Source organism: Bacillus sp. FSL R5-0523 (assembly GCF_037975295.1).
Classification (GTDB): domain Bacteria; phylum Bacillota; class Bacilli; order Bacillales; family Bacillaceae; genus Bacillus; species Bacillus subtilis.
Genome location: NZ_CP150251.1, coordinates 1,237,899 through 1,250,911, shown reverse-complemented (window position 1 = coordinate 1,250,911; position 13,013 = coordinate 1,237,899). Strand labels below are relative to the sequence as shown.

The following is a 13,013-nucleotide window of genomic DNA, read 5'->3' as shown; positions in this document are numbered from 1 at the left end:
GCACATAATACAATGTGCTTTTCCAACATTTTTAAAAATAAACACAAGGCAAGGAAGCACGGGTTATAACCCGTACTTCCTCAATACATCTTAAAAGAAAGATGCACCTACGATGATGAGGAGAATGAATAATACGACCAACAAAACAAATGTTGAACCATAGCCGCCGCCGTAACCGCCAGCATAACCGCCATAACAGCCGCCGCCGTAGCCGCCGCCGAATCCGTATCCAAAGCCCATAGATAAGCACCTCCTTTACTCTCTATACACTATGTGAGCTGCTGGGATCGGCTTGGATATTCGCATAGGGCGTTTGCGGATTTACGATTGATCATATTGAGCCTGATGTTTTTTAAGTAAGGCCTCCGTTTTTTCAGCCAGCTCTTCAATCTCATCTTCAAATTCCAGACCGGCTTTATCAAATGCATCCAAGTCTTTTCTGATACTGCCCATCGTGTCTTCATGCTCTTTTTGCTTTTGTTCGTGTGGTTCATATCTTCCTTCTATCCATTTTTCAAACTCATTCACTTTTATCCCCCCGCTTATGATATATGCTGAGCAGGCCGCCCCGTTAAAAAACAAAAAACCGGAGTTCTCCGGTTTCTATGCCAGGCTATTGAGGCTTTTTCTTTTTATTTCCGCACCCGCAGCCTTTCTTTTTTATCTTTTTTGATTGATACGATGAATCTGTATATGGAGATTTTTGGGAAGGTTTATTGAATTGATTCATTTTGTTCCCTTCCTTTCCTTATGTCATATATGCTACTTTATGCTGATGCTAGTGAAAAGTTGCTGGTGGTAATGCCTCATTCTTGCAGCCATTTTGATACGAGCGTTTCTATGATGCCGGCAAGGCCGGCGATCGCCAAAAGTAAAATCAGCCACTGCGCCGCTTGCGGGATCACCGCCTGGCATAAAATCAAAAAGCCGGCACACCACACGCCTGTGCACCAATAGCAGCTCAGCAATTCACCAATAAACGCCCTGACACCGGTTCCCTTAATCACGATATAGGTTTCAATGTTCCCGTCCGCATCCTTTTCTTCCTTCTCTTCATGAAACAGACTGCGAAGCGGCGCCATAATCGTGTCAAACACCAGCAGGCGGGCGAGCCGAAAGACCGCAAGCGATAGAAGAACAATTGTCAGCCCATTTATAACCACTCGTTCACTCCTTTGCCAATCATGATCCCTTCACATATATGCCAAAACCCTATTCTTCATGAATTGTATCTTGTCCGGCAGAAAATTGGTTATTTTTATTATTCCGCTCTGCACCCCATTTGCATTATATAGAGTATGGATAAGAAAGGAGTGAAGGTTATGTCATTTGAAACAAAAATTCAATCCCTGCATCCTGACATATTTGAGCAATTATCAAGCGAATTCGAGCAGCAGATCGAAGTGATTGATTGCGAAAATATCACAATAGATACGTCACATATAACATCTGCCCTTTCTATACAAGCCTTGGTTACAACATTGATTATCCTGCTGACACAGCTCGTTATTGCCGACGAGGACTTGGCCGACACAGTAGCAAGCGAAATACTCATTCTTGATAACTCTCAAATCAAAAAAAGAACCATCATTAAAATTATCAACAGCCGAAACATCAAGATTACTTTGTCTGCAGACGAAATAATAACCTTTGTACAAATCTTGCTTCAGGTGTTAAACAGTATGCTACTTGAATTCGACATCCTTTAACCCTTTCTTTTCACAAACTAAAAGTTGAGGTGAGAACAAATGTCAGATAACGATAAAATCAAAGAAGAGCTTGAAAAGCTCCCAGAAGTTGATCCAATGATGAAAATGCTGGTCCAAAACATATTTGTAAAACACGGCATCACAAAAGACAAAATGAAAAAAGTATCAGATGAAGAAAAAGAAATGCTTTTGAATATGGTAAAAGACCTGCAAGCGAAATCAGCGGAGCTAGCTGAAAAACACAAGAAGAAAAAAGAAGAAGAAGCCGTACAAGAGCAAAAGAGCGATAAACCGCTTAGCCGCAGAGAGCAGCTCATTGAACAGCTCAGACAAAGACGGCAAAACAATAACAATTCAAATTAATCATAAAAAATAGGGCACATCATCAAGATAAATGCCTCAGTCAAAATAAGAGGCTCGCTCATTTAATAACAGTAAAAGAAAAGGAGGAATAGATATGGAAAGCAGACCATACTCTTGGGTTGCACTTGATCCTGACTGTGACCATCCGTTAGAGCACAAAGAGAAAGAAAAAGAAGAAAGAAAATGCAATTGCGATATTTGCTGCAATAACAATGGGTTTGGCAATGACAACAACGCCTTTATCGACCAAGATCTAGCTCAGGCAAATCTCAACAAACAAGTCTCAGATGAGACGATTATTATTAGAGACTCTTGTGACATCAACGTTTCATCTACAGACGTTCAAGCCGTAACATCTATTGTAACAGCGCTTAATGCAGCTGTCTTGACAGTAGCTCTCACCTCCATTGCAGATGGCGTTATTGCTGAATTAGTCGCACAAGATTTATTGCAGCTTACAGCTAACAAGCAAGTAAACCGCCAGAAACTTCTTATCGAATGCTCCCGCGGCGTAAACGTCACAACAGTAGATGCCGATATCGCAACCCTTGTCTCTACAGCTACAAACGTTCTGATCGCTGTCCTAGTCATCACTCTTGTCCTCTAGAACCTAAAAGCAGAGCTAAAACGCTCTGCTTTTTCTTATTTTCCAAGCATATGATGAATATATAGACGTTCACCCACACCAAGTGGGGCACGGGTACATATGTTGTTAAGGACTAAAGTCAAATACCCTATAAAGAAGGAGCTGAAATCAATGAGCTGCGGAAAAACCCATGGCCGGCATGAGAACTGTGTATGCGATGCAGTGGAAAAGATTTTAGCAGAGCAGGAGGCAGTTGAAGAACAGTGTCCGACTGGCTGCTATACTAACCTTTTAAACCCTACGATTGCTGGAAAAGACACAATTCCGTTTCTCGTTTTCGATAAAAAAGGCGGATTGTTCTCCACATTCGGAAACGTAGGGGGATTTGTGGATGATATGCAATGCTTTGAATCCATTTTCTTCCGCGTCGAAAAATTATGCGATTGCTGTGCAACACTTTCTATTTTACGCCCGGTCGATGTCAAAGGCGATACCTTAAGTGTTTGCCACCCTTGCGACCCGGATTTCTTCGGGCTAGAAAAAACAGATTTCTGCATTGAAGTGGATCTCGGATGCTTCTGCGCGATTCAGTGCCTGTCACCAGAGCTAGTTGACAGAACATCGCCTCATAAAGATAAAAAGCATCATCACAATGGATAAACACTTGTAAAGAGGAATCCCCTTCCAAACTCTATTACAGGTGCAAATCATTCAGCTGCTTCCAGCGTGAGGCAGCTGACTCTCCATCATTTCGCCAGTCTCAAATTTATAAGGCAGGAGGGATAATATGAGCCAGAAAACATCAAGCTGCGTGCGTGAAGCTGTAGAAAATATTGAAGATTTGCAAAACGCTGTTGAAGAAGACTGCCCGACCGGCTGCCACTCTAAGCTTTTATCTGTAAGCCATTCGTTAGGCGACACAGTGCCTTTTGCAATATTTACATCAAAATCAACGCCATTAGTCGCCTTCGGAAATGTCGGCGAACTCGATAACGGCCCTTGCTTTAATACAGTATTTTTCAGGGTCGAAAGAGTGCATGGAAGCTGCGCAACACTGTCATTATTAATCGCATTTGACGAACACAAACACATTTTGGACTTCACCGATAAAGATACGGTGTGTGAAGTGTTCCGACTTGAAAAAACAAACTACTGTATTGAAGTTGACTTAGACTGCTTCTGCGCAATCAACTGCTTAAATCCTCGATTAATCAATCGTACACATCATCATCATTAATCATAAGCTGGAAAAGCTTGCAGGCCTGCAGGCTTTTCTCTATGTAAAAAAGCTGTCCGGCAACATCATCCGGGCAGCTTTTTTCATTTCATTAAAAACCAAGCGGGTGCAGAGAGGTAATATCATCGATTGCCAGCTCCGTCGGGGCTCCATTACCAGTTGTTCGAAGCAGAACGGAATCATTTCTTCTTCCGACAATCACGCCCCTGTACGTTCTTCCATTGGCTTCAATCAAACAGAGCGCTCTTGGCATGTTATGAGGCAGCTTTGTTAAAAAATCAATTTTTTCGTGGATCGTCATCTTGCTCATCGGTTTTTTCACTTTTCGTGCCGGCGGTGCTTTTTCCTCCGCTTTATCAGCACTATGGACAGCTTCCGGTTCTTTCTCAGGCTTCCGGGTCTCAAGTGCAGGCTCTTCCTTTTTTTCTGCTTTCGGGGGCTCGTGTTCGACGGTTTCTTCTACGGCCTGCGGCTCTGCTTTCTGTTCCTCTTGGCTTTTTATGTTCTCTGGCTCTCTCACCTCTTGTGTTTGCTGACTCACTGGTTCGGCTGCAGGCTTTTGGTCTTCTTGCAGGACATCCTGTGCCACGGCTTCCTCCTGCTGCTTCTCATGGTAAGCCGGCTTTTCCTCAGCTTTTGGCGGAGCAGGTTTGTCGGCCTTTCTTTTGATGACAATCTCCTGCATGGATGACCTTGTAGTTTCTGCATAATCCGGCTGAACAATATACATGAGCGGTTTTTTATCCGCGTTTCTTTTCTTATTAGACATCTTCATCCCTCCGATTGTGTCATATTCTATCTATATGACAGAAAGCTGAAAATCAGAAGAAATAAAAAAGCAATCCCTATTCGGGATTGCTTGATATAGATCCTGCTTAGCGGGCAGTGATATGGAAACCTGAATCAACGTGAAGATTTTCACCTGTAATCCCGCGGGACATATCGCTGAACAAGAACGCAGCTGTATCGCCCACTTCTTCAGGTGTTGTCGTGCGGCGAAGCGGTGCACGCTCTTCGATGTCTTTTAAGATAGAGTTGAAATCGCTGATGCCTTTAGCAGATAATGTTCTGATCGGGCCGGCAGAAATGCTGTTAACGCGGATATTTTCTTTTCCTAAGTCAGCAGCTAAATATTTCACACTTGCATCAAGAGAAGCTTTTGCTACACCCATGACGTTGTAGTTTGGCATCACAAGCTCTCCGCCAAGGTACGTCAAAGTGACAATGCTTCCGCCTTCAGTCATCATCGGGCGTGCCGCTTTGACAACAGCAGTCAGAGAATATGAGCTGATGTTATGAGCCAAAAGGAAGCCGTCACGATTTGTGTTTAAGTATTCGCCAACAAGTTCTTCTTTGTTGGCAAACGCGATACAATGCGCGATACCGTGGATTACACCGACCTGCTCCTTAATGCTTGCGAAGCAAGTTTCGATTTCTGCGTCGTTTGTAACATCGCAAGGAAGGATGATGGAGTCGCTGCGGTCTAATGTTCCGGCAAGCTCGTGAACGGATTTCTCCAGGCGTTCACCAGCGTATGTGAAAATCAAACGTGCACCCGCTTCATGTAAAGAACGCGCAATGCCCCAGGCGATGCTGCGTTTGTTGGCTACCCCCATCACAACAATGTTGCGGCCTTCAAGTGAAAAATTCATATGTATAAAGCCTCCTATATTTAATAAAGACATAGTATTAGTACCTGATCTTAATTCCTATCATATCATAACCTTGTCCAGATGAAAAGCGCATACCGTAGCAAACGCAAAAGAGATCACCATCAGCTGGTGATCTCATCGGCTTGTATTTAAGCTGTTTCGTTTAAAAGCGAAATGGTTTGTCGGCCCGTGTCCCGATCCGATGCCGAGCGTATTTTCCACCGCTTCACGGACAAAGTTGGCCGCAACCTCAAATGCCTGATGGATGCTGTCTCCTTTAGCCGTTTGGGCCGTTAAAGCCGCAGCAAAGGTGCAGCCTGTGCCATGCGTATGCTTCGTATTGATATAAGGATGGGTGATTTGCATAAACATGCTGCCATCAAAAAGAAGGTCAGTAATGTGATTGTCCTCAGGCTGGTGCCCGCCTTTGATAATGACATGCTGCGCACCCATCTTGACGAGCTGCTCCGCTGCTTTTTTCCGGTCATCCAGCGAGCTGATTGTCATTCCTGTCAGCGTTTCTGCTTCCGGGACATTCGGCGTAATCGCGTAGCTTCTTGGAATGAGCAACTCCTTTAAGGTGGCAACTGACTCATCACGCAGCAAGGATGCCCCGCCCTTTGCGATCATAACCGGATCAACAATTACACGATTGAATCCGTACTCGTCAATTTTTCTTGCCACTTCTTCAATCATGTCGGCATTCCAGAGCATTCCCGTTTTGACTGCATCCGGTCTCAAATCCTCAGCAACAGCGTCAATTTGCTGTCTCAACGCCTCTACAGTCAGCGGATGCACCCCATGAACGCCAAGCGTATTTTGAGCGGTTACCGCTGTAATCGCCGACATTCCGAACACATCAAGCTCTTGAAAGGTTTTAATATCAGCCTGTATCCCTGCGCCGCCGCCTGAATCTGATCCGGCGATTGTCAATGCTTTATATATACTCATTACACTACACTCCTTTTATTACCCGATCCATTTATGATAAATGGATTTTGCCCGGGCAATATCATTTGTTCCATGGATCAAAGCTCTGCCGTCCCGGAACAGCACCATTTTCATATCATCCGAGCGGCAGGAAATTAAATACGGGTTCGCAGCTACTTCAAGCCCGGCCTGCCTCAGCTGACCGGCAAGCGCTTCAAGATCCGCTTCTTTCGTAATAGATGATCTGATCTGCACCGTGTTCCTGCCGCACAATACAGCCGCTTTTGTTTGATTTTCATATGACAAAAACGGAAAATCCTTTGTGCCGCAGCTTGGGCATGCGTCATGTTTGAGACTGGCCGCTCTCACTTCTGACCGCTCGTTTTTCCACAAATCAAACGAGCGCAACACCGGCTCACACTCCTCTCCCGTCAGCAGCTTCAGTGCATCTGTTACCTGAAAGACTGCTACCTGCAAAACAGCCGGACTGATGATGCCGGCTGTGTCACATGTTGCTCCGCCAATCGGAAGTGTATCGAGCAAGCAATGCAGGCAAGGAGTAGAACCCGGCACCACGGTAAAGGTGAGGCCGTAGCTCCCTACACAGGCACCGTAAAGAAAAGGAATCCCTTCCTTTACCGCAGCATCATTTACAATCAGGCGGGTTTCAAAATTATCAGCCGCATCCACAATAATTGATGCATCCCTAATCAGCTCGAAGATATTTTCTGCTGTCACATCCATGACAAGGCCGGTCACATCAACATCGCTGTTAATCGAACGGAGACGGCGCTCCGCAGCGGCTGCTTTCGGCATTTCTTTTTTGACATCATCTTCTGTATAAAGCTGCTGGCGCTGGAGGTTGCTCCATTCAACATAATCTCTGTCGGCAATTTTCACAGAGCCGACTCCCGCTCTCACCAGCATTTCTGCACTGGCTGTTCCGAGCGCGCCGGCGCCGATAATTACGGCGCGCGCTTCTTTCAATTTTTTCTGGCCGGATGGGCCGATCGGAGCAAACAGCTCCTGCCTTGAATACCTGCCTGTCATACAGGAAGACCTTCTCCCGGACTGCTTGCCGTTCCGTATTGCTTAAGCGGGATTCGGCCCGCCTCATAAGAAAGGCGCCCTGCTTCCACCGCGAGCTTCATGGCACGAGCCATTTTCACAGGATCGTCAGCGCCCGATACAGCCGTATTGAGCAGTACGCCATCCGCTCCAAGCTCCATTGCGTATGCCGCATCTTTAGGCGAGCCGATTCCCGCATCCACGATGACCGGCACTTTCGCCTGTTCAATAATAAATGACAGATTCAAAGGATTTAAGATTCCTTGTCCCGATCCAATCGGAGATGCACCCGGCATGATGGCATGAACGCCGAGCTCTTCCAGCTTTCTCGCCAGCACAACGTCATCCGACGTGTACGGGAGCACAATAAAGCCTTCTTCAAGAAGCTGTTCAGACGCTTTTAATGTCTCAACAGGGTCAGGCAGCAAGGAACGGCTGCATCCGATGACTTCAACTTTAATCATGTCACAAAGGCCTGACGCTTTTGCCAGCCTTGCAATCCTAACCGCTTCTTCAGCAGTGCTGGCGCCCGCTGTATTCGGCAAAAGCGTATATTTGGATAAATCAAGCTGTTCCAGAAAATTCGGCTGAGATGCTTCAAAGATGTTCATTCTCCTTACAGCAAATGTTAAAATATCAGACTCAGAAACAGCTACTGCTTCCTTTTGAATGTCAAACGATGGGTATTTCCCCGTGCCCAGCAGCAATCTTGATTGAAATGATTTTCCGCCAATTGTTAACATGCTCATCCGCCTCCTACAAAATGGACAATTTCAATGACATCACGATCACAAAGTTCAACCTCGTGATAGCGTTCTTTCCCGATTATTTCTTTATTTCTTTCCACGATAACGATTTTATTTTCAAGCTGATACGACGCCAGCAGGTCTTGAATTGTACCTGTGTCTTTTTCCCACTTCACGTCTTTACCGTTCAGCTGTAGCATCATATCTGAACCGCCTCCTTGCGATCAATTCGGAATGCGTGCAGCCAGTCTTGGTTGACCTCTTTATTCATGATGAGATCACTGATCAAAGCGCCCGTTGCGGGAGCAAGCAGGATCCCATTTCTGAAATGGCCAGCCGCAAATAAAATACGGCTGTCCTCAGGATGTCTGCCGATGTACGGTTTTCCATCCTTTGTTCCCGGCCGGAGTCCCGCCCAAAAACGATCCACCTTCATATTCTGTATAGCCGGCAGCATCGTTTTTGCTTTTTTCATAACCGATTCCAATCCGCCAAGATCCGGTGTTTCACTCCAGTCCCCCGGCTTCATTGTCGCGCCGACAACCAGTTTGCCGCTTTTTCTCGGTACGATATAGCAGTGATCATGGTAAAGCGTTTTTGTCAGCGGGATATCATCATTCCAAACGGACAGGCACTCCCCTTTTACAGGGAGAAAAGCATTGTTCAGTCCAAGCTGTTTAAAAAACATTCCGCTCCACACCCCGCTGGCAACGACAACATGATTAGCCCATACGTCTCCGCTAGGGGTCTTGATGGACAGGGCTTCACCGTCACGTTCGACATGCAGGACGGGCGTATGCTCAAAAATCTCCGCCCCAAGCATTTTTGCTGCTTTCACATATGCCTTGCAAACAAAATAAGGCTCCACATGCACATCATCCTGAATAAAAGATGCACCAAAGATGTCACCAGACGCATACGGCTCTTTTTCTAACACCTCTTCTTTTGAATACCAGCTGACAGAGTCCAAATCGTCCATCTGTCTCAGCTGCAGCACATCTTCTTCAGAAAATGCAAGCTTAAACATACCGCCGTTATGCTGCCTGATATCCACACCGGATAATGCATAAAGCTCTTCTCCAAGACCTTTGTACAGACGCTGGCTGTGCATGGCGAAATCAAAAAACGCGTCACGTTCCTCGCATTCGGCATGGGCGCCCAGCATTCCGGCAGCGGCACTTGTCGTTCTGCCGCCCATTGTTCCGCTTTCAAACAATGCGGTGCTTTTGTTTTCCTTTGCCAAATGATAAGCAATCGCGGAACCGATAATTCCGCCTCCAATCACCACTGCTTCATAATGCCTTTTCATAGCGCACCTCCTTTAGCTTGCGGGAATATCGTCTGGCTGCTTCCAAGGGCTCAGCGGAAGAGAAAATTCCTGACATAACAGCGATGCCGTCTGCCCCTGCTTGTTTTACGTCTCTTAACCTGTCCGGCGTCATCCCCCCGATGGCTATAACCGGGATGGAAATCCGCTGTTTGATAGTTGACAGCAAAGATACTCCTCTGCCTTCAAGACCCTTTTTGCAATCCGTTTCAAACACATGGCCGAACAGCACGTAGTCCGCGTCTTCCTTTTCTGCTTGAACCGCTTCCTCCAGTGAATGCACCGACCTCCCGATATGAAGGTGTGGAAATCTGGCTCTGACCTGCTTCGGTGAAAAGCTGCCGCTTGGCAGCTGCACGCGGTGAATAGTAGAGAAAAGTGCAATATCCACGCGCCCGTTCATCACCAGTTTTCGTTTATCTATACCGCCTTCAAAAATAAGCTCGAGCAGTTTCAGAATATCCGCCGCCGATTTTGAGCGTTCCCGAATGTGAATAAAATCAACTTCATTCTGAATCGAAATGATGGTTCTCGCTAGCTCTTCTACCGGCTTGCTGTCATCCGTTATGGCGTGAAGCTCCACATTCCTCCACCTCTTTTATGGCGCTGTCAGACCAGCCTTCTTTTCGATAGGCCATTCCCCAAAATTGATATTCATAGTAGCTGGAGATGACAAAATTCTCTTTCATCTTGGCACGCACTTCCTCCGTGCTGTTTTCCGCCAGCTCATCAAAGCGGTTGACTTGCTCCTCGACCTGTTGTCTAAACCAATCACCGCCATATGTGCCAATCCACTTCTGATAAATTGGATGCCCCGGATCACAATGCAGCAATTTCTCACCAACCTCGTAATAGAGCCAATAGCATGGCAGCAAGGCCGCTAAGATTTCTGCGAAATTCCCACTCAAAACCGAACGGTACATATGGGATGTATAAGAGTATGCAGTAGGAGACGGCTTAAACGCCTTACGCTCTTCCTCGCTGATTTCCAACAGCTCGGCAAACTCCCGATGAAGCGCCATTTCCGCCTCATATGTACCTTGGGCATGGCTTGCCATCCGCCCCGTTGTATAAAGATCCTTCGCATAAGCGGCGCCAAATGACTGCACCTTTGCAAAATGCGTTAAATAATAAGAATCCTGAAGTACGTAGTATTTAAAACGGTCAATCGGAAGCGTTCCGTCACCGATTCCTTGAACGAACGGATGGACAAAGCTCCCCTCCCACCATTCTGCGGCTGCACTGCGGCATTCTTCTGAAAACTTCACAAATCATTCCCCCTCTGAAAATAAAAAAACCACTTTCCCGCAAGGAAAAGTGGTTTGGAATTGGCATAGTAAAATAACACAAATACCGCTCCACTTCCCTACGCAGGTCTGAACCTGTTCAAGTTATGAGGGTCTAAAAGTCACACTTTTATCTCAGCCCTTATGAAGGACACCCCTAGTGGTTAAACGAATACATATTGAATTGTTCTGCACCTCTATATTAACACGAATCCTTATTTGGTCAAGATTTAACCTTCCAATGTTTTCTTAAGATCCGTTACGTATCCCCGAGATCCGGTGACAATTAAGCGATCTCCCAGTTTCAGCCTAGTATCCCCATGAGGAACGATGCTGTCCACACCTCTGAAGATCCTGACAAAGATGACGTCACCTGTTAAAGGGAATTCCCGTAAAATGACACCATCATATTTACTGTTCTCCATATTAATTTGATACAGCGAAGACTCTTGGTTCGTGAGCAGCTTCATGACGCCAGGCGCTTCTATCAGTGCGCGAAGCAGCGTTTTTGTCGACAGCAGAATAGAAAAGATGCTGATTCCCTGCTCCTTCAGAGCTGCTTCATGCTCTGGTGACCCTACGCTTGCAATGACTCTTTCTGTGCCTTTTTCTTTTGCAAGTAATGCAATGTCTGCATTCATATCTTCATTTCCTGTCGCCACAACGAGGATATCCGTTTCAAAAATGCCGAGTGATTCAAGCGTCTCGTGTTCATAGTCAGAAATTGTTTCAACAGCAAACACTGATTCTGACAGCTTTTCCTCCGCATTCTCTTGGTAGACGTGTACAACACGCACGTCATACTCTTCCTCTGGCAATTCAAGTGTAACAGGCAAAGTCATTTGATTGGCGCCAATGAACGTAATCGTCTTTTTCTCCTCCGGCTGCTCTTCCCGTTTGTATAATTTTTTAAAACAGATCGGCGTAAAAATACTTGCAATGACGGCTACTAAAATTAGCGCTCCTGACATATTTGCACTGATCACGTGAAGCTGCTGGCCGATTGTTGCAGCAGCAATCACGAGCGAAAGCGTTGATGTCAGCAAGAAACCAGACGCGAAAATGGTTCGGTTATCATACCACTTCTTTAAGTACATGACAGGAATGATTTTGCTGACTAACAGCGCCAGCAGCAGGAGCGGAATCATGATTAAAATTGTTTTATCCTGGAAAAGAGTCCAAATATCAAGCTTCACACCGACCATCACAAAGAAAATCGGTATTAAGAACCCATAACCGAATGAGTCCAGCTGCTGAACAAGTTCTTTGTTTGGCGAAAGCAGGGAAACAAGAACCCCCGCTAAGAAAGCGCCGAGAATATTTTCCGCCCCAAGTGATTCAGACAGGGCAACGAGTACAATGATTAACGTAAAAATGGCACGCGTCCCGATCTGGATCGTCCCTTTTGACATGGATTGAACAAAAGAGCGATGTTTGAAGACCCGGCCGAAAAAGTAAAGCACCACTCCGGCCGCAAACAGAATCATCAGGAGCCACATGTTTCCGCTGTCCTCTCCGTATAAAGAAGAAAAAACAGCAAGAAGAATCATCGTGGCCAAATCAGCAATAACAGCAACAAGTAAAATAATCTGCCCGATATTCGAATTCATGATCCGTTCTTCTTTTAATGTTGGAACGACAACGCCTAATGAAATCGTTGAAATAATCAGGGTCATCAAAAATGCATTTTGGATAAATCCGGCCAAGACGAACCCATAGGACAAGAGCAATGATAAAATAAAAATACCGACGAAAATAACAGATGCCGCAGCAAACGTATTCGGCGCTTCCTTGCCATTCGGCAGGAACTGCTTTTTCTTTCCTTTCTCAAACGACGAAAAATCAATTTCAAGCCCGCTTAAAAACATTAAAAAGATAAATCCGAGCATAGAGAGTGTCTGGAGCCAGGTGTCACCCTCCACAACTAAATTAAGGCCGCTTTTCCCAATAATCAGCCCCATAATGATTTCAGCAACAACAACCGGGATGCTGAGTTTAAACCGATGCAAAAGGATGGGTGTCAAAAATGCAACGATAAGTACAACAACTAAAGATGCGACAGATGTATGCGCCATAATCAGAACCTCCTTTTTAAGTCAGGGTTATGCT

The 13,013-nt window shown here is 45.7% G+C and carries 18 protein-coding genes and 1 riboswitch; of the genes, 5 read left to right on the top strand and 13 right to left on the bottom strand.

What is annotated here, in order from left to right; all coding sequences use genetic code 11:
- Positions 1-90: 90 nt before the first annotated feature.
- The 3 genes from yjcZ to yjcA all read right to left on the bottom strand — a co-directional run bounded on the left by yjcZ (position 91) and on the right by yjcA (position 1,163).
- Positions 91-240, bottom strand: coding sequence for a sporulation protein YjcZ (yjcZ, locus tag NYE53_RS06445; RefSeq protein WP_003232872.1), 150 nt, complete (start codon positions 238-240; stop codon positions 91-93).
- An 81-nt stretch (positions 241-321) separates the two neighbouring features.
- Positions 322-528, bottom strand: a complete 207-nt coding sequence (locus NYE53_RS06440) for a hypothetical protein (RefSeq protein WP_003244769.1) — start codon at positions 526-528, stop codon at positions 322-324.
- 278 nt (positions 529-806) lie between these two features.
- Positions 807-1,163, bottom strand: a complete 357-nt coding sequence (yjcA, locus tag NYE53_RS06435; protein WP_003244844.1) for a sporulation protein YjcA — start codon at positions 1,161-1,163, stop codon at positions 807-809.
- Positions 1,164-1,322: 159 nt separating this feature from the next.
- Here yjcA and NYE53_RS06430 point away from each other — a divergent pair, with 159 nt between their 5' ends.
- From NYE53_RS06430 to cotZ, 5 genes are all read left to right on the top strand, one after another.
- Positions 1,323-1,709 carry a spore coat protein gene (locus NYE53_RS06430; RefSeq protein WP_251186934.1) on the top strand — a complete coding sequence of 129 codons (387 nt, stop codon included), beginning with the start codon at positions 1,323-1,325 and terminating at the stop codon, positions 1,707-1,709.
- A 39-nt stretch (positions 1,710-1,748) separates the two neighbouring features.
- Positions 1,749-2,072: a hypothetical protein gene (locus NYE53_RS06425; protein ID WP_015252340.1), complete on the top strand. Its 324-nt coding sequence runs from the start codon at positions 1,749-1,751 to the stop codon at positions 2,070-2,072.
- Between the two features lie 94 nt (positions 2,073-2,166).
- Positions 2,167-2,679: a spore coat protein CotX gene (gene cotX / locus NYE53_RS06420; protein ID WP_015252341.1), complete on the top strand. Its 513-nt coding sequence runs from the start codon at positions 2,167-2,169 to the stop codon at positions 2,677-2,679.
- Positions 2,680-2,829: 150 nt separating this feature from the next.
- Positions 2,830-3,318, top strand: coding sequence for a spore coat protein CotY (gene cotY, locus NYE53_RS06415; RefSeq protein ID WP_003239243.1), 489 nt, complete (start codon positions 2,830-2,832; stop codon positions 3,316-3,318).
- A 127-nt stretch (positions 3,319-3,445) separates the two neighbouring features.
- Positions 3,446-3,895 carry a spore coat protein CotZ gene (cotZ, locus tag NYE53_RS06410; RefSeq protein ID WP_029317620.1) on the top strand — a complete coding sequence of 150 codons (450 nt, stop codon included), beginning with the start codon at positions 3,446-3,448 and terminating at the stop codon, positions 3,893-3,895.
- 91 nt (positions 3,896-3,986) lie between these two features.
- On the opposite strand, the gene cotO is transcribed toward cotZ, so the two are convergent.
- From cotO to NYE53_RS06360, 10 genes are all read right to left on the bottom strand, one after another.
- Positions 3,987-4,670: a spore coat protein CotO gene (gene cotO / locus NYE53_RS06405; protein WP_003232894.1), complete on the bottom strand. Its 684-nt coding sequence runs from the start codon at positions 4,668-4,670 to the stop codon at positions 3,987-3,989.
- A 100-nt stretch (positions 4,671-4,770) separates the two neighbouring features.
- Positions 4,771-5,547 carry an enoyl-ACP reductase FabI gene (gene fabI / locus NYE53_RS06400; RefSeq protein WP_339247816.1) on the bottom strand — a complete coding sequence of 259 codons (777 nt, stop codon included), beginning with the start codon at positions 5,545-5,547 and terminating at the stop codon, positions 4,771-4,773.
- A 135-nt stretch (positions 5,548-5,682) separates the two neighbouring features.
- A complete protein-coding gene (thiD, locus tag NYE53_RS06395) occupies positions 5,683-6,498 on the bottom strand; it encodes a bifunctional hydroxymethylpyrimidine kinase/phosphomethylpyrimidine kinase (RefSeq protein WP_014479462.1) in 816 nt (271 codons plus the stop codon).
- A gap of 18 nt (positions 6,499-6,516) precedes the next feature.
- Entirely contained in the window at positions 6,517-7,527 is a 1,011-nt protein-coding gene (gene thiF / locus NYE53_RS06390) for a thiazole biosynthesis adenylyltransferase ThiF (RefSeq protein ID WP_033883575.1), read from the bottom strand.
- Positions 7,524-8,294: a thiazole synthase gene (gene thiG / locus NYE53_RS06385; protein ID WP_010886483.1), complete on the bottom strand. Its 771-nt coding sequence runs from the start codon at positions 8,292-8,294 to the stop codon at positions 7,524-7,526. Before thiG ends, thiF begins: the two co-directional genes overlap by 4 nt.
- Positions 8,291-8,491, bottom strand: a complete 201-nt coding sequence (gene thiS, locus NYE53_RS06380; protein WP_072173897.1) for a sulfur carrier protein ThiS — start codon at positions 8,489-8,491, stop codon at positions 8,291-8,293. Before thiS ends, thiG begins: the two co-directional genes overlap by 4 nt.
- Entirely contained in the window at positions 8,491-9,600 is a 1,110-nt protein-coding gene (gene thiO, locus NYE53_RS06375; RefSeq protein WP_017695690.1) for a glycine oxidase ThiO, read from the bottom strand. Before thiO ends, thiS begins: the two co-directional genes overlap by 1 nt.
- The gene (tenI, locus tag NYE53_RS06370; protein ID WP_339247813.1) at positions 9,584-10,201 is read right to left on the bottom strand and encodes a thiazole tautomerase TenI; all 618 of its coding nucleotides are present in this window, start codon (positions 10,199-10,201) and stop codon (positions 9,584-9,586) included. The genes thiO and tenI overlap by 17 nt, the downstream gene beginning before the upstream one ends.
- Positions 10,176-10,886, bottom strand: coding sequence for a thiaminase II (gene tenA, locus NYE53_RS06365; protein WP_339247810.1), 711 nt, complete (start codon positions 10,884-10,886; stop codon positions 10,176-10,178). Before tenA ends, tenI begins: the two co-directional genes overlap by 26 nt.
- A gap of 78 nt (positions 10,887-10,964) precedes the next feature.
- A riboswitch (TPP riboswitch) is annotated at positions 10,965-11,073 on the bottom strand.
- Positions 11,074-11,134: 61 nt separating this feature from the next.
- Positions 11,135-12,979, bottom strand: a complete 1,845-nt coding sequence (locus NYE53_RS06360; RefSeq protein ID WP_015715673.1) for a monovalent cation:proton antiporter family protein — start codon at positions 12,977-12,979, stop codon at positions 11,135-11,137.
- Between the last annotated feature and the right edge of the window lie 34 nt (positions 12,980-13,013).